The sequence below is a fragment of the Marivivens sp. LCG002 genome (assembly GCF_030264275.1).
Classification (GTDB): domain Bacteria; phylum Pseudomonadota; class Alphaproteobacteria; order Rhodobacterales; family Rhodobacteraceae; genus Marivivens.
On record NZ_CP127165.1, the window covers coordinates 89,110 to 105,239 of the forward strand.

Sequence of the window (16,130 nt, forward strand, 5' to 3'; positions counted from 1 at the left end):
ATGGATGTGCTAGTCATTTTGATACCCGTTTCGATCGGGCTCGGGATTCTCGGGTTGCTTGGGTTCTATTGGACCATGCACAACAGCCAGTATGATGATCCAGATGGCGATGCCGAGCGCATTCTGCGACGCGATTTCGATGAATTGCCTGCAGAAGATCGCTAGAATTCGCAACCTTTGAAACGAAACAAGGCGCGGGATATTTCCGCGCCTTTGTTTTTCCGAAAATCGGGAATTTGGTCGGAGCGAGAGGATTCGAACCTCCGACCCCCTGCTCCCGAAGCAGGTGCGCTACCAGGCTGCGCTACGCTCCGACCGTGGTCCGCGAGTTACTAGCTATCGCGGTGTTTGGCAAGGCCGGAAAGGGCCTCGGCACTGCTTTTTCGCTAGGACTTCGACCGAACGGTTTTACCGAACCAGACGCGGCTCAGGATGCTTGCGCGAGGCGAGGTGACGGTCTCGTTGCGAAGGCGGCTTTGCAGCACAGGTTGCGTTGAAGAGGCATCGCTGTTGCCTTCGCGCAGGACGATATAGACGCCCGAAGCGATAATGATTGTTGCACCGATCACGGTGTTGAGTTCGAGCGACTCGCCGAAGAACAGATAGCCATAGGCAGTGGCCCAGAGGATCTGGCTGTATTGCATGGGCGCGACCATCATCGCTTCGCCCGCGCGATAGGCTTTGATCACCAAAAAGCCGCCCATGATCCCGAATACCGAAATGATCAGCAAAAGCCCGATATGTTCGATCTGCATCGGCACGTAAAAGAACGGGAGCGCTGCGCCCATGGCGACAAAGTTGCCAATCATGGGATAAAGCATCAGAACGACGCTGCGTTCTTCATTGCCGATTTTGCGGACAATCACGGCGACAAAGGCGCTGCACACGGCTGCCACAAGCGCGGCAAGGTGCCCAAGACTGAACTCTGTCACTGATGGGTTGAGGACGACCATCACCCCAGCAAGACCGACGACAACGGCAAGACCGCGACGAATCCGGACTTTTTCGCCAAGCATCGGGATGGCAAGGATCGTGATCAGAAGCGGAGAGGCAAAGAGGATGGCATAGGTTTGCGCCAAAGGAAGCGTCGAGAACGCGTAAAAAGCCGATACGCCCGTGATCACCGTGCAAACGGTGCGCAGTGCAATCCAATAGGGGTGGCGCGGCATCAGATTGTCCCGCTCGCGGTCGCTCATCAGAATGACCGTCACGATGGGAAAGCTGAAGAGCGCAGCGAAGAATACGATTTGCACCGCAGAGTAGGTCCCGCCAAGCAGCTTTACGACCACGTCATGGGTCGCATATATCCCCATCGCCAAGAGTGCATAAAGCGCGCCTACGACGTTGTTTTTCACGACTTCAACCATTTGGGTCCTCTGGTAGCGCAAACATATTCGTGCAAATGCACCTTGGGCGCTTGTTTGAAATTGGTCAACGCTATGACTTGCCAAAAGTTGCATGCCCGCAAAAAAAGGGCGCCCGAGAGCGCCCTTTTCCCATGTTTTGTCGCAAGAGTTACGCGAGCGATGCGTCCAATGCCTCGACGATCTTGTCGCCCATCTCGGAGGTGCTGACGGGCGTGACGCCCTCTTCTCCGAGGAGGTCGGCAGTGCGCACGCCATCGGCGAGAACCTTTTCCACGGCCTTTTCCAGACGGTCGGCTTCGTCGCCGAGATCGAACGAATAGCGGAGCGCCATTGCAAAGGAGAGAACACACGCAATCGGATTCGCTTTGCCCTGACCTGCGATATCGGGAGCCGAGCCGTGTACGGGCTCGTAGAGCGCTTTGGGGCGACCATTGGCCATGGGAGCGCCGAGCGAAGCCGAAGGCAGCATGCCGAGCGAACCGGTGAGCATGGCAGCAGCGTCCGAAAGGAGGTCACCGAAGAGGTTGTCGGTGACGATCACGTCGAACTGCTTGGGCCAGCGGCAAAGCTGCATAGCGCCTGCGTCTGCATACATGTGCGACAGCTCGACGTCCGAATATTCTTTCTGGTGGATCTCGGTCACGACCTGACGCCACAAGATACCCGATTCCATAACGTTGGCCTTCTCCATCGAGCAGACCTTGTTGTTGCGGCGGCGAGCGAGTTCAAAGGCCGAACGGGCAACGCGCGCGATTTCCGACTCGGTGTAGCGCTGGGTGTTGATACCGACGCGCTCGTTGCCTTCGGTGATGATGCCGCGCGGCTCACCGAAGTAGATGCCCGAGGTCAGTTCGCGGACGATAACGATATCAAGACCTGCAACCACGTCACGCTTGAGCGACGAGAAGTCGGCAAGAGCATCAAAGCACTGTGCCGGACGGAGGTTGGAGTAGAGGTCCATTTCTTTGCGAAGACGGAGAAGACCGCGCTCGGGTTTCACCGAGAAGTCGAGATCGTCGTACTTCGGGCCACCAACGGCACCGAGAAGAACAGCGTCGACTTCCTGAGCCTTGGCCATGGTATCGTCGTGAAGCGGGGTGCCGTGCTTGTCATAGGCGCAGCCACCGACGAGGTCTTCGGAAACGTCGAATTTGATAGAGCGCTTGTCGCCGTACCAGTTAATGATCTTCTTGACCTCGGCCATAACTTCGGGGCCGATGCCGTCGCCGGCGAGGATCAGGATCGAGGGGTTGGACATCTGGTCTTTCCTTGTCTGAACGAGGTTGCACTCGCCTAAACCGAACGTCTCGAATGGTCAAGAAATCAAGGTGAAAGAGTCGTCTCGGCTCTCTTGTTTTCTGACGTCTCTGCCGAGATTTCGATCCAGACCAGTGCGTGCGCTCCGATTTGCGCGTTATGTATTATTCCCGCGTCGAAGATATCGAAATGCTTTGAGGGGAGCACATAAGACACCCTCAGGTTTCCGCCTTTTTCGGGAGGCCAAAAGGCGGTGTCGAGGTCGGGCAGGGGATCTTGGAGTGTCGGCAGCTCGAGTAGCGAGATAATCGCCTCATGATAACCCTCGCCCTTTTGAGGGTCGAGGTTGGCGTTTCCTGCGATGACAAAGGGCGTGGGCCTGAGTGATGCCCAAGTGGTCCAAAGTGTGATCTCGTCGGCATTGCGTCTGTCGTTGCGTTCTTCTTCGCCATCGAAAACGGGTGGAGTCGCAGCAAAAACGGCGAGTTGGAAGGTGGGACCGCAGTCGACATCCAAGACCCAATGCCCAGAAGAGGGCAAGCGTTGAACCGCTTTGATCGCATCGGGCGTCTCGGGCGGCATTCGGGTTTGCGGTAGGTCCTGCCAGAGACGTGCAGAGTGGTCCTCGGCAAGAGCAAGAGGGCAGCGCGAAAGAACAAGGAGCCCCCCATCCCCAAGAAATCGGCCATAGCCTTGGGCATCGCGTGGCTCCCCCTTTTTGCCGTTTGCATCAAGGTCGAGACCCGTTGCCTGTCCTGCATTGGGTTCGAGCGCGAAAGAATGTGGATAGGACGCGCCGTGATGTTCCAGATTGGCGATCAACGCATCGGCAGCGTGGCTGTTCGTATCAAAGTCGAAGTCGGTCAGGACGAGGACATCAGCGTCGGCTTGGGCAATCACAAGTTCGATGGCGGTGATCTGGTCATCCGACGCTTCGACTAGATCGCGAAGCAGAAGTCCGGGACCTTCGCGGCTTAGAGGGGCGGCGAAGGTTGCGACTTTGATGCTCTCGGACGCGAGGGGGGAGCCCAGCCAGACCGAGATTAAGCAGGCAAGTAGTTCTCGGCTTCTTCGGCTTCGTGCGAGCGTTTGCGCTTTTCTTCGACCATCTGTGCGATACGGCCCATCGCGGTGCCGCGCATGATCAAAGAGGAAGGAAGGAAAGCCCATGCCGTAACGGTCCAAATCATCGTGTGCTGGCTCTCAAGGCTGATCGGGCTGAAGGTGTCAGACGCGAATTTGACCAGAGCCGGAATGATGAATGGCAGAAGGAAGCCTAAGATAATGTTAATCTGACCGTCACGGTTCAGTCGTTCGACGATATCGCCCCCTGCTGTGGGGTCGAAGGTCGGAAGATTGGTCCAGACATTGAAGCCGCCGGGTTTGGTGGGCCATCCGTTGAACCGCACCATCAGAACGAAGAAGGCAAGCGAGACAATCGAGAAGAAATAGGCCACGCCCGCAGCCGTGCGCAGCGTCGTAACGGATTCGGCGGGGGCATCGGTCGGCAGAACCAGAAGCACGAGACGCACGGGCGAATAGGGGAAGTCGATCAGCTCGCCAAGTCGTGCGCCCGTCGAGCCGAGAAGTTGGGTGAGGGTCGTCGGGTTCTCGGTTCCAAGGCAGATGAGCGAAAGGGCAAAAACCGTGATCCCCAATGCGACAAAGCGGATGCGGTTAAAGGGCGGGGCATCGCGGAATTCGACAAGGCTCGGATACTCGGAATTGTATTCGGCAAAGGTGAATATCGCTGCGACAACTGCGATGAGCGCAATAAGAAGTGCTGTGTCAGAATGCGTTTCGGGCAGGACAATCGAGGGCGTTGCAACCAGCAACACCACAAGAATAGTACGCACAATTGCTCCTGCAATTCGCTTGATCACTGCTCTCTTTTCCTCAATCCGGTCGGTCGCGATACGTTGCCGTGACCTTTTCCCAGTTTGATTCCGCCCAATTGTGACGGACTGCCTCATATTTGTCATAATGTTGCCCATTTTTCCCAACCTTCGCAACTCGTGGGTTAACAGGACGAAATCTATTGGGCGGTTTTGGGGCAAAGGTGGTGCGAGAATGCAACCATTTGGCGGCCTCTGTTCGGCGATAATCTATTGAAATACCGTATTTAGTAGGTGTGGAGTCCGAGACGACTACGGAGCCCTAACGCAAAAGGCCCGCTCGAAAGAGCGGGCCTTTGTGTCGGTTATATCGCCAAGGGCTTAGGCCCAGGGGAACGCCTCTTTATTCTTGGCTTCAAAGGCGTCGATGGCGGAAACATGCTCCATCGTCAGGCCGATGTCGTCGAGACCGTTGAGAAGGCAGTGCTTCTTGAACGCGTCGACTTCGAACTTGAATTCCTGACCGTCCGAAGTGGTGATGGTCTGGTTTTCAAGATCGACGGTCATACGGGCGTTCGAGCCCTTTTCGGCGTCCTTCATCAGAACATCCACAACGTCCTGCGGAAGAACGATCGGCAGAATGCCGTTCTTGAAGCAGTTGTTGAAGAAGATGTCTGCGAACGAGGTCGAAACGATGGCCTTGATCCCGAAGTCAGCGATCGCCCAAGGCGCGTGTTCACGCGACGAGCCACAGCCGAAGTTGTCGCCTGCGATCAGGATTTCTGCATCGCGATACTGGGGCTTGTTCAGGACGAAATCGGGGATCTCGTTGCCCTGACGGTCATAGCGCATCTCGTCAAAGAGGTTCACACCGAGACCGGACCGCTTGATCGTCTTGAGAAAGATCTTGGGGATGATCATGTCGGTGTCGATGTTGACGAGCGGCATCGGGGCCGCAATGCCAGTGAGTTTCTGATACTTTTCCATTACATCATCTCCCGAACGTCGGTCAGGTGGCCAGTGATTGCAGCGGCAGCAGCCATTGCGGGCGAAACGAGGTGGGTGCGACCCTTGTAGCCCTGACGGCCCTCGAAGTTGCGGTTCGACGTCGAAGCGCAGCGCTCACCCTCGGCCAGCTGGTCGGGGTTCATCGCAAGGCACATCGAGCAACCGGCCATACGCCATTCGAAACCCGCATCGATAAAGATCTGGGCGATGCCTTCTTCTTCGGCTTGAGCGCGGACGAGGCCCGAACCCGGAACGACCATAGCACGCAGGCCGTCCTTGATCTTTTTGCCTTTGAGGATCTCGGCAGCAGCGCGAAGGTCTTCGATACGACCGTTGGTGCAGGAGCCGATGAACACGGTGTCGATCTTGATATCGGTGAGCTTCTGACCTGCGGTCAGACCCATGTAGTCAAGGGCGCGCTTGGCGGCTTCGACCTTGCCGCCTTTGAAGGACTCGGGCGCGGGAACGACGGCCGAGATCGGCAGAACGTCCTCGGGCGAGGTGCCCCAGGTTACAACGGGCTCGATCTCTTCGCCTTTGAGCGTGACGACCTTGTCGAAGTGCGCGCCTTCGTCGGTGAAGAGAGTTTTCCAGTATTCTACGGCCTTGTCCCAATCGGCGCCTTTGGGGGCGTGGGGACGGCCTTTGCAGTAGGCAAAGGTCTTTTCATCGGGAGCAATGAGACCTGCACGTGCGCCACCTTCGATGGCCATGTTGCAGACGGTCATACGGCCTTCCATCGAAAGGTCGCGGATGGCTTCACCGCAGTATTCGATGACATAGCCGGTGCCGCCGGCGGTGCCGGTTGCGCCGATCACGGCAAGGGTGATGTCCTTGGCGGTTACGCCCGGCTTGAGCTTGCCGGTGATCTCGACCTTCATGTTCTTGGACTTCTTCTGGATCAGGGTCTGGGTGGCCAGAACGTGTTCCACTTCCGAAGTGCCGATACCATGGGCCAATGCGCCGAATGCGCCGTGGGTCGCGGTGTGGCTGTCGCCACAGACAACGGTCATGCCCGGAAGGGTCCAGCCCTGCTCGGGTCCGACGATGTGCACGATGCCCTGACGGACGTCGGAGACGGGATAGTAGTTGATGCCGAAGTCCTTGGCGTTCTTGTCGAGGGCCTCGACCTGGATGCGGGACTCTTCGGTCATCGTCGACGCGTTGGCACGGTCGAGCGTGGTCGGAACGTTGTGGTCCGGCACGGCAATGGTTTTTTCAGGTGCGCGCACCTTGCGGCCAGCCATACGCAGACCTTCGAAGGCCTGCGGCGAGGTCACTTCGTGGACGAGGTGGCGGTCGATGTAGAGAAGGCAGGTGCCGTCTTCTGCTTCGTGGGCGACGTGTGCGTCCCAGATTTTATCATAGAGGGTCTTGGGGGACATGGTCCTCTCCCGTTCAATGTATCGTGGATTTTGACAGTAGGAATTGGTCGCGCAAAAGCGCACGCCGCGATCAAAGTCGGGCGAGAATGGTGTGGGTTGCGCCGAAGAACCTCCAGGGCAGGCGCGACCGATCGGCCATGTCGAATACCATATTCATAGGGGCCAGATACACCCTGCGCCTGAGTCTCGCAAGTGTCAGGCGTGCGCGGCTCTGATTATCGGCGCGGTCACCTGCGCTTCGAGTGCGGCATTTTCGTCGCGAATGACAACGTAGATCTCGTCGGTGTTCACTTCCGAGGCGTCGATCCCCACGAGAGTGAGGCTCCCGCCTTTGGTTACGCTCGAAAGATCGAGACCGCCGTCATTGAAATAGAGATCGACGCGCGCAGCGGTTCCAAGCTCCGTCGTCACATTGGTGACGGTGAAGCTGAACATATCGGGGGTGATCTGCTCCAGATGTGCGGGATTGTCATCCGGACCATTGGTGAGTTGAAGAACAAGGATGTCTTCGTTCGGATCATAGTCCGACACGATCACATCGTTCAGATCGCCGTTCGCGGAAATGGGATCGTCTTGGGACGAGGACCAGAAAAGATCACTTCCTGCGCCGCCCGACAGGATGACGCCGCCGCCGCCAGAGAAGAGAACATCGTCACCCGAGCCGCCATATGCAACACCGCCTGTGCCGCCTTCGTTGAAGCGCAGCACATCCGAACCGTCCTCGCCATAGAGAAGGTCATCTGCATCGCCCGAGAGGACGTCATCGCCAAGATCACCGAACAAGGTGTCGGTGCCTCTGCCGCCGTAAAGCATATCGTTTCCGAGGCCACCGAAGATCTGATCGTCGCCATCCCCGCCGAGAAGTCGGTCGTCATCTGCTCCGCCGTTGATCACGTCATTGCCGTTGCCGCCATAAACGAGGTCTTCGCCGCGGCCTGCGTCAATGAAATCGTTGCCGCCCATACCGCCGATGATGTCGTTGCCTTCGTGGCCGGTGATTTCTTCGCCATCGTCGGAGCCCCAAAATCTTTGGTTTGTGGCGACCCTGATCAGGTTGTCGTCTGCGCTTACGGTGTCGGGGGCGTTGATGATGTCGTTATTCAACAGCCCATCGGTATCAAGGGAATCATCGGCTTGAGGGAGCTGGTCTTCATCCGAGTCCTCGGTCGGCTGTCCGGTCACAAGGCCGGCCAGAGCAAACAGGGGTAAGAAAAAAATAAAAGCCAACATGACAATATCCACTCCACACTACGCGCGTGTTGAGCGTAGTAACGACTTTGGTTGAAAGCATTTTAGGGTATCATTGAAATATTATGATGTTTCCTTGCAAAGACCGTGCCAAAATCAATTCATGCGATAACCACCCGGAAAATGCCGAGTTGATTGAACTACGGCACAGCGTTTATGACTTTTAGCTGTTGAGCTTTGCCGCAATCTGCGCCAAATGCCGCTCTGCTTAAGTGAAAGGACGCGTTTTGTTGAAAACGGGAGCTTTCACTGCTACTTTTAAAATAGTCCCAGCGTCGGGGAGTTGAGGCGACGCGCAACCCCCGGAGGACAATGACCTGTCTCTCGAATATACTGCGGCACGCGCCGCAACTGCGAGGCCGTAAATGACGGCGAACGCTACCATGACGACAAGCGATAATACGCTCGCCTCTGTCCTTGCATCTCTCGATGATGATAAAGCCGAAGACATCGTGCAGATCGATCTGCGCGGCAAGACCTCCATCGCCGATCATATGGTGATCGCCTCTGGTCGTTCGACCCGTCAGGTTGCCTCGATCTCGCAAAAGCTTGCCGAAAAGCTCAAGGCCGAGTTCGGTATTCTGTGCAAAGTCGAAGGCGCCGAAATCGGTGACTGGGTGCTGATCGATGCGGGTGACGTGATTGTTCACGTGTTCCGTCCCGAAGTGCGCGAGTTCTATCAGCTCGAGAAGATGTGGCTCCCGTCCGGAGCGCATACCGCAGGCTGATGCGCGTCCATATCGTTGCGGTGGGCCGCCTTCGGGCGAGCCCCGAGTTCGACCTGATCAACGACTACCTGACGCGATTTGACCGCACCGGTCGGGCGCTTGCGCTCGGGCCAGCGAATATCATCGAGGTCGAGGATAAGAAAGGCGGCGGCATGCCTGCCGAGGCGAGCTTGATCGAGCGCGCCATCCCTAGCGGCTCTTTGATTTGTATCCTCGATGAACGCGGCAAAGTCATGACGTCCCCCGCCTTTGCCGAGCAGCTTGGCGGCTGGCGTGACCAAGGCCGTCAGGATGTCGCCTTTGTCATCGGCGGTGCAGATGGCATCGATCCTGCATTCCGTGCCAAAGCAGATGCTGCGCTTTCCTTTGGTAAAATGGTCTGGCCGCATATGCTTGTTCGGGTCATGCTGAGCGAGCAACTTTATCGCGCGGCGTCGATCCTCTCGGGATCGCCCTATCACAGAGAGTGATGTTCTAATGGCTGTTTGGATAGGGATTGCCCAAAGATGACAATTCACGAGGCCTATCATGCCGCTGTTGCGGCGGGGACGATCAAGTCCGATCCCGCTCAGCTTTCGGTGCTCGATGATCTTGAACGTGTCCGCGAGGAGTTGTCTCGCCCGATCAAAAGGGGGCTCTTCCGCAAGAAACCCGAACCTGTAAAGGGGCTCTATCTTTGGGGTGGCGTAGGGCGTGGCAAGTCCATGCTCATGGACCTTTTGTTCAATATCGTCGACGTTCCAAAGGAACGCAGCCATTTCCACGCCTTTATGCAGTGGGTCCATTCGGAAATGAACCTCGCGCGCAAGCGAGGCGTCGATGACGCGATCAAACCTGTCGCGGACGATCTTGCCGCCCGTGTCCGTTTCCTTGCATTTGACGAGATGCAGATTACCGACATCACCGACGCGATGATCGTCGGGCGTCTGTTCGAAAAGCTTTTCGAAGCAGGCGTCACCGTTGTGACGACATCGAACCGTGTGCCTGATGACCTTTACAAGAATGGACTGAATCGCAATCTCTTCTTGCCCTTTATCGAGCTGATCAAAGAAAAGCTCGAGGTGCGCGAGCTCGCGAGTAGAACCGACCACCGTCAAGGGCGGCTTGCCGGGGAAAAGACCTATTTCGCGCCGATCTCACCCGAAGCGCGCGCCGCGATCGCGTCTATTTGGGACGATTTCACCCAAGGCAAGGCAAAGCCTTTGGTGCTTCGGATCAAAGCCCGCGATGTGGAGCTTCCCGGCTTCTATAACGGCGTGGCCCGTGCGTCGTTCTTTGACTTGTGCGGCAAGATGCTTGGGCCCGCTGATTATATCGCAATCGCCGAAGCCGCTCGGGTGCTCATTTTGGAAGATATTCCCCGCCTGAGCCGTCACAACTTCAACGAGGCCAAGCGGTTTGTCACGTTGATCGACGCGCTCTATGAGGCCAAGGTTCGGTTGATCTGTTCTGCTGCGGATATTCCCGAACGGCTTTATGTCGAGGGCGAGGGCGCGTTCGAGTTCGAGCGCACAGCCAGCCGACTGCGCGAGATGCAGGGCGCCGACTGGGGCCGCGAGGAATAAAAGGCGACCTTTTGGTCGCCTTTATTTCACGAGATATCGGGGATGATCAGACGCTGGCCCGTCTGGATGCGATCAGGGCTCGAAAGAATCTGGCGATTTGCCTCGAAGATGCGGGGATAATGCGCTACCGAGCCATAAAACTTGATGGCGATCGACCCGAGACTGTCGCCCGTGCCGACAGTATAGAAGCGATACTGTTTCGTGTCGGTCGCGGTTTGAACAACGCGAACTTCGACGCCTGTGCCATCACCGATCGGGACGTTGGGGACCTCTGGTGCTGCGCCTCCCGCAAGGGTCTGAGCATCCGCGACGATCGAGGCGAGTAGAGTTGCCGTATCCACTTTGCCGTCCGAGGTGACGAGGATCGCGGGAACCGCAACTTCGCCCGCTACCGCGGCTTCATTCAAAAGAGCGTCGATGTAGGAATCCGATTGGCCTTCTTTGAGGGCTTGCGCGACGAGCGATTGAAGACCCGTTGCAGGGCGGGCGACCTCTTGGGGCTTGCCCGTGACGCCATTGATCCCTGCAAGGATCGAGGCGGTGACCTCCTGGAATTCGCCGCCGTCCGTGACGGTCGTATCGGCATTCTGCACCCCGAGCGCGGCAAGCACTGCGGCGGAGGTCTCAGCCAATGTCGAGTTGTCGGTCTTGATCTTTTGCTCCGGCTGGACGCCGCCGCCCGTAGCGGCCAGAATTTTGGCCGCTGTGCTGTTGCCCATCGGTGCGGGTGCCGCCGCCACCGCGAGCGCTGTCGGGTTGGCGTCCTGCATCAGCGAGGAGATCGTCGCATCTGTTGCTGCGCGCGTGACCTGAGCGTCGGTCGGGGTTTCCTCAGAGCCGAACGGCATGAAGACGATGAAGCCACAAACAGCAATGGCGAGGGAGACAAAGGCAAGGACTAAACGGATCATGACAAATCCCTCGCTTTATTGATTGGGAATAATGGTCGAAAGCCCAAGACCGAGCCAGTCTTGCATTCCGCCGCGATAATATTTGATCCGCTCTGCAGGATAGCCCGCATCAAGCAATTCGGTGATTGCGCGTGGCGATTGCCCACACCACGGACCATTGCAGAAAAGCGCGAGTTGTAGGGCAGAGCTGAAATCAAGTGACCCACCCGCATCCTTGGCGCCAAGTGCCTTGAGAATGTCGGTCAGATAGGGGTTATCTGCAGAGAGGGCCGAGAAGGGAATGTTCAACGCTCCCGGAATGGTGCCTTTGACGTAAAATTCGGGCAGGCGCGCATCGACGAGAAGCCCTGTGCCGCCTGCGACCTCGTTTTCAAGAAAACCGAGGATCTCGAGTTCGCCATAGGTTTCCACGCCTTCTGCTATGGAAATGGGTTGAACGCAAAACGGCGGACAGCTGCGCGACGTTTTTGTGAACTCGGCTTCGAGCGTCGCGTTTTCATCCTGGTTTCGTTCGATCGTGTATGACTGACCGTTGAGCACAAAGCTCACGCTGGCCTTGTCCTCTGTAATTTTCACTGTCTGGGCCGACGTTCCCGTTGCAAAAGCAAAAGTCACCACGGCTGCGATCAACGCGCCAATACGCACCATCATCTGCTCCCCCAAGCAAATTGCACCACATATTGACTGCAACGCTGGCGGCAGTGGTGCTTTGGTTTTCTTATACAGGTTGTAGTATGGAACGAATCGGCAAGTCAATTTCCCAATCCTGCGTCTGAGGGAAATGACAGTGAGGCGAGCCACTATTTTTATTCGCTCGCCCCGCCGCCCTGCCAAAGAGGTGTCGGAGGCTGATTTGCCACCGCAAACTTGATCCAAACATAAGGATAGGGGTGATTCGCGGTCAAGAGACTTCGATTCGCAAAATGCGAATCAGACGATCTCTTTCGTATCGAAATGGCGGATAGCCTAAGAACTAGCCGTTTTCGCGCAGGACTCCGCCGGCAAGATAAAGGGAACCGCAGATCAAAATTCGACAATTCGCATCTTTCGCGGTGATGTCGTTGATCGCCTCCAGAACGCTATCGGCGGTCGTTGCCGTCATCCCGACGGCCAGTGCCGCGTCACAGGTTTCTTGAGCGGGGAGGGTGTTCATCTCGCCCGGGATCGAAACGGCGTGAAGGCTCTGGGTCACTTTGGCAAGGGGGCGAAGATAGCCCGCAATGTCCTTGGTGTTCAGCATACCACAGATCATGTGGGTCGGCTTTTCGGGCATTCGGGCAAGTGTTGCGGCGATGGCTTCGCCTCCTGCTGCGTTATGCCCACCATCTAGCCAAAGCTCGGCGCGCCCTGCCGCATCGACCAGCGGGCCATGTTTGAGCCGCTGCATCCGTGCGGGCCACTCGGCCTTGGTGACGCCCGCCTCGCAAGAGGCATCGTCCATTCCGAGGTGGCGTAATGCGGCAAGCGCCGCGCCCGCATTCTGGATCTGGTGCGGGCCAGGGAGATTGGGAAGCGGCAGGTCCAACAGACCACGCTCGTCCTGATAGATCATGCGTCCGCGCTCTTCGCCGACATGCCAGTGCTGGCCGAAAGCGATGAGCGGCGCGCCCATCCGTGCGGCCTTGGCTTCGATCACATCCATTGCGTCATCAAGCTGGGGGCCGACGACACAAGGCACACCGCGCTTGATAATGCCTGCCTTCGCGGCAGCGATCTCGCGAAGCGTTTCGCCAAGGTATTGCTGATGGTCGATCGAGACAGGCGTTATGACGGTCAGGGCAGGTTTTTCGAACACATTGGTCGCGTCGAATTCACCCCCGAGACCGACCTCGAGAAGTGTATAATCCGCTTTGGTTCTGCTGAACGCCAGAAGAGCGGCGGCAGTGGTGATCTCGAAGTAGGTGATGTTCGCACCGTTGTTCGAGCGCTCGCACTCATCCAGTATTTCTGTGAGATGCTCTTCTGAGATCAGTTCGCCCGCAAGCCTGATGCGTTCGTGAAACCGCGCAAGGTGCGGCGAAGTATAAGCGTGCACCTTTTTCCCTGCGGCTTCGAGGCCCGCACGGATCATGGCTTGGGTCGAGCCTTTCCCGTTCGTGCCCGCAAGATGGATGATGGGCGGAAGCAGGTCTTGCGGATTGCCGAGCGCAGGCAAAAGCCCGAGCATACGATCGAGTGTGAGGTCGATCACCTTGGGGTGCATCGACATCATCCGCGCAAGAATTACGTCGGACGCTTGGGGTTTCGTCACTTCTTGGGTGCCTCTTCCTTGGCCTTCGCGTCAGGAGCGGGAACCTTGTCCTCTTGGGTGGGAACGAGTGCGGGGGCGGGCAAATCGCCTTTGACCGCAGGTTCAAGGCCCAGCATCATGCGCAGGATCGTGACAAGCTCGTCTTTCAACTGGCCGCGTGGGGTCACGCGATCCAGCATACCGTGGTCCAAAAGATATTCGGCCCGCTGAAAGCCTTCGGGGAGCTTTTCGCGGATCGTTTGCTCGATCACGCGGGGGCCCGCAAAACAGATGAGCGCATTCGGCTCGGCGATCTGGATGTCGCCCAGCATGGCATAAGAAGCCGTCACACCGCCCGTGGTCGGATGGGTCAGAACGACGATATAGGGCAAGCCTGCTTCCTTGAGCATGTCGACCGCGATGGTCGTGCGCGGCATCTGCATGAGCGAGAGAATGCCCTCTTGCATACGAGCGCCGCCCGCAGCCGAGAACAGAACGAGCGGGCGCTTGGTTTCGACGGCGCGTTCTGCCGCAGCGATAATCGCGTTGCCGACATACATCGACATCGAACCGCCCATGAACGAAAAGTCCTGAGCCGCAGCGACGATCGGAGTGCGACCCATCTCGCCCTCGGCAACAAGCATGGCTTCTTTTTCGCCCGTTGTTTTCTGGGCCGCGCGGTGGCGATCGGTGTATTTCTTCTGATCGCGGAATTTCAGCGGGTCCTCGATGGGTTCGGGGACCGCGATTTCCTTGAAGACACCGCCGTCGAAGAGTGCTTCGAACCGCGCACGCGGGCTGATGGGCATGTGGTGTCCGCAATTTGTGCAGACATTGAGGTTTTCGCTCAATTCACGGTGAAAGAGCATCGTCCCGCATTCAGAGCATTTTGTCCAAAGATTCTCGGGCACCTCACGGCGCGAGAAGAGCGAGTTGATCTTTGGGCGGACGTAGTTCGTGATCCAGTTCATGCCGTAGCCTCTGACGTTACGAGAACCGAAATAAGCCGCAGCACGAAGAAATGCAATCAACCCTAGCTTCATTCGATAAAACGAAAGCAGGGTTGCACCGCGAAGTTGCACCGAATATCCCCCAAAACCAGTTGGGATGAGGAATGAACAATGGGCTTTGAGCACAGGACGCGCATTTTCGCGGCTGTCGGAGTTTTGGGGCTTTGCGCCTGTGTCCAGACCGGTGGACAGAAACCCGTGCAGTCACTGGCTCTTTTAGAGGATGCCGTGACGCTCAGTGCGCCGAGCGGCTATTGCATCGATCTGGAGACAAGCGAACCCTCCAAAGGCTTTGCCGTTCTTGCAGGCTGTGGTTCGGTGATTGCCGATGTGTCGCGCAAGAACCCGCCCGGGATTGCGACCGTGCAGATCGGCGAAAAAGGAAGCGCGATTGTCGGAGATCAGGAAAGCGATCTTGTGACCTATCTCAGCAGCGAGGGCGGCGCCAAACTGATGGGCGCGACACCTGATGAAGTGTGGGGCAATGACGGCATCGTCGGCGCGCATTTCGCGGATGGCGGTGATTTTCGGGTCGTCGGTCTTCAGGACAGCGAATGGCGCGTTTTCGTAGACAAAGGCGACAGACTTGTCACAATCCGCCTGAGAAGCTCCTATCTCAATCCTGTGGGGGCTGACCGCGGGTATGCGATCCTGACCTCTATCGCGCAGGGGATCGAGGGGTGATCGCGTCCAACGGCAAAAATATTAACCCTTCACTGTTTCCTTTCTTGTAAATAATCACCAAGATACCGCCTTAGCGGGTATAATTTGGAAACAATGAAATTCGGAATGGCAGGCAAGGCATGAAGCGCAGAGGGTTCGGTCTTTGGGACGCATTGTCCTATCGTTTTGCGCTTCGCCGTTGGAAAAAAGCCAGATCCAGCGCTCGGTTCGATGAACTCGATTTGCTTCGGAAAAACCGGTTTCGGGCGCGTCAGCTTCGTGATGAACTCGACCAACTTGTAGAGATTGCCGACAATCGACTGGCCCTCCCTCGGATCGGCTCGAATACGTTCACCCGTCCCAAAGGTACCGACTGGTCTTGGCGGCCGCAAATCTGGCGCGGTTCGCTGCGTGAACGCGGCGTAGTTAGCATCCAGAGTAAAACCATGATCGGGGACGAGGTTACGCTCTTTCACGATTGCCGCATTTCCGAATTGAATCTGCGTCAGCTCCGCAATCAGCGTGAACAGGATCTCGCGCCGTTCGGGCTCAGCATGGATGTGTTCCGTTTCGACGGATCGTTCCTGTCTCTTGCCGTCGATATTCCCGATGATGCCTGCGCGGGATTGAAAAAGCGCCATCTCATCCGTCTCGATACGATTATCGAGCTTGAAAAACCTCTCGAGATTTTTGCCCGTCTCAATATCCGTCACGGGCCGAACACCGAACAGATTGTCCGCGAGCTGCCGCTTCATCAGGACGATCTGGCTGTTGAATTCGACCTTGCCTATACCAAGCTCAATGAAAAGAGAGTGGAACGCATGTGGCTCGACTTGATCTTCGAGGGACCCGAAATGAATCAGGTCACAATTCGCGATATGACCTTTAGCCGCTTCCCGCGTGCCGACCTCTAAGGGGGATCC

Annotated in this window: 17 protein-coding genes and 1 tRNA gene; 6 read left to right on the plus strand and 12 right to left on the minus strand. The window is 57.1% G+C overall.

Annotated elements, in window-relative coordinates; translation table 11 throughout:
* The gene (ccoS, locus tag QQG91_RS00430; protein WP_285771016.1) at nt 1–165 is read left to right on the plus strand and encodes a cbb3-type cytochrome oxidase assembly protein CcoS; all 165 of its coding nucleotides are present in this window, start codon (nt 1–3) and stop codon (nt 163–165) included.
* A gap of 72 nt (nt 166–237) precedes the next feature.
* Here the strand turns inward: ccoS and QQG91_RS00435 are convergent.
* The 8 genes from QQG91_RS00435 to QQG91_RS00470 all read right to left on the minus strand — a co-directional run bounded on the left by QQG91_RS00435 (nt 238) and on the right by QQG91_RS00470 (nt 8,082).
* Nucleotides 238–314 (minus strand) — tRNA-Pro (locus QQG91_RS00435).
* A gap of 72 nt (nt 315–386) precedes the next feature.
* Entirely contained in the window at nt 387–1,355 is a 969-nt protein-coding gene (locus QQG91_RS00440; RefSeq protein WP_502881605.1) for a DMT family transporter, read from the minus strand.
* A 160-nt stretch (nt 1,356–1,515) separates the two neighbouring features.
* Complete coding sequence (leuB, locus tag QQG91_RS00445; RefSeq protein ID WP_285771018.1) at nt 1,516–2,625, minus strand: 3-isopropylmalate dehydrogenase; 1,110 nt, start codon at nt 2,623–2,625, stop codon at nt 1,516–1,518.
* Between the two features lie 65 nt (nt 2,626–2,690).
* A complete protein-coding gene (locus QQG91_RS00450; RefSeq protein ID WP_285772369.1) occupies nt 2,691–3,668 on the minus strand; it encodes an endonuclease/exonuclease/phosphatase family protein in 978 nt (325 codons plus the stop codon).
* Complete coding sequence (locus tag QQG91_RS00455) at nt 3,668–4,480, minus strand: hypothetical protein (RefSeq protein ID WP_285771019.1); 813 nt, start codon at nt 4,478–4,480, stop codon at nt 3,668–3,670. Before QQG91_RS00455 ends, QQG91_RS00450 begins: the two co-directional genes overlap by 1 nt.
* Before the next feature lie 360 nt (nt 4,481–4,840).
* On the minus strand, nt 4,841–5,446 hold the full coding sequence (gene leuD / locus QQG91_RS00460; protein WP_285771020.1) for a 3-isopropylmalate dehydratase small subunit: 606 nt from the start codon (nt 5,444–5,446) through the stop codon (nt 4,841–4,843).
* Nucleotides 5,446–6,852, minus strand: a complete 1,407-nt coding sequence (leuC, locus tag QQG91_RS00465) for a 3-isopropylmalate dehydratase large subunit (protein WP_285771021.1) — start codon at nt 6,850–6,852, stop codon at nt 5,446–5,448. Before leuC ends, leuD begins: the two co-directional genes overlap by 1 nt.
* Nucleotides 6,853–7,047: 195 nt before the next feature.
* Entirely contained in the window at nt 7,048–8,082 is a 1,035-nt protein-coding gene (locus QQG91_RS00470) for a calcium-binding protein (RefSeq protein WP_285771022.1), read from the minus strand.
* A gap of 383 nt (nt 8,083–8,465) precedes the next feature.
* Between QQG91_RS00470 and rsfS the strand changes: the two genes are divergently transcribed.
* From rsfS to zapE, 3 genes are read left to right on the plus strand one after another with little or no spacing between them, the layout of a single operon-like run.
* Nucleotides 8,466–8,828 (plus strand): ribosome silencing factor, encoded by a 363-nt coding sequence (rsfS, locus tag QQG91_RS00475; protein WP_285771023.1) that lies wholly within the window; start codon nt 8,466–8,468, stop codon nt 8,826–8,828.
* Nucleotides 8,828–9,298, plus strand: coding sequence for a 23S rRNA (pseudouridine(1915)-N(3))-methyltransferase RlmH (rlmH, locus tag QQG91_RS00480; protein WP_285771024.1), 471 nt, complete (start codon nt 8,828–8,830; stop codon nt 9,296–9,298). Before rsfS ends, rlmH begins: the two co-directional genes overlap by 1 nt.
* A 36-nt stretch (nt 9,299–9,334) precedes the next feature.
* Complete coding sequence (zapE, locus tag QQG91_RS00485; RefSeq protein WP_285771025.1) at nt 9,335–10,393, plus strand: cell division protein ZapE; 1,059 nt, start codon at nt 9,335–9,337, stop codon at nt 10,391–10,393.
* A 26-nt stretch (nt 10,394–10,419) separates the two neighbouring features.
* Here the strand turns inward: zapE and QQG91_RS00490 are convergent, their stop codons facing one another.
* The 4 genes from QQG91_RS00490 to accD form a co-directional block, all read right to left on the minus strand.
* Nucleotides 10,420–11,304, minus strand: coding sequence for a LysM peptidoglycan-binding domain-containing protein (locus tag QQG91_RS00490; RefSeq protein ID WP_285771026.1), 885 nt, complete (start codon nt 11,302–11,304; stop codon nt 10,420–10,422).
* Between the two features lie 15 nt (nt 11,305–11,319).
* A complete protein-coding gene (locus QQG91_RS00495) occupies nt 11,320–11,955 on the minus strand; it encodes a rhodanese-like domain-containing protein (protein WP_285771027.1) in 636 nt (211 codons plus the stop codon).
* Nucleotides 11,956–12,277: 322 nt separating this feature from the next.
* A complete protein-coding gene (locus QQG91_RS00500; RefSeq protein WP_285772370.1) occupies nt 12,278–13,516 on the minus strand; it encodes a bifunctional folylpolyglutamate synthase/dihydrofolate synthase in 1,239 nt (412 codons plus the stop codon).
* Between the two features lie 35 nt (nt 13,517–13,551).
* Nucleotides 13,552–14,505, minus strand: coding sequence for an acetyl-CoA carboxylase, carboxyltransferase subunit beta (accD, locus tag QQG91_RS00505; protein ID WP_285771028.1), 954 nt, complete (start codon nt 14,503–14,505; stop codon nt 13,552–13,554).
* A gap of 150 nt (nt 14,506–14,655) precedes the next feature.
* Between accD and QQG91_RS00510 the strand changes: the two genes are divergently transcribed.
* A complete protein-coding gene (locus QQG91_RS00510; RefSeq protein ID WP_285771029.1) occupies nt 14,656–15,228 on the plus strand; it encodes a hypothetical protein in 573 nt (190 codons plus the stop codon).
* 119 nt (nt 15,229–15,347) lie between these two features.
* Complete coding sequence (locus QQG91_RS00515; RefSeq protein WP_285771030.1) at nt 15,348–16,121, plus strand: DUF6478 family protein; 774 nt, start codon at nt 15,348–15,350, stop codon at nt 16,119–16,121.
* Nucleotides 16,122–16,130 lie beyond the last annotated feature (9 nt).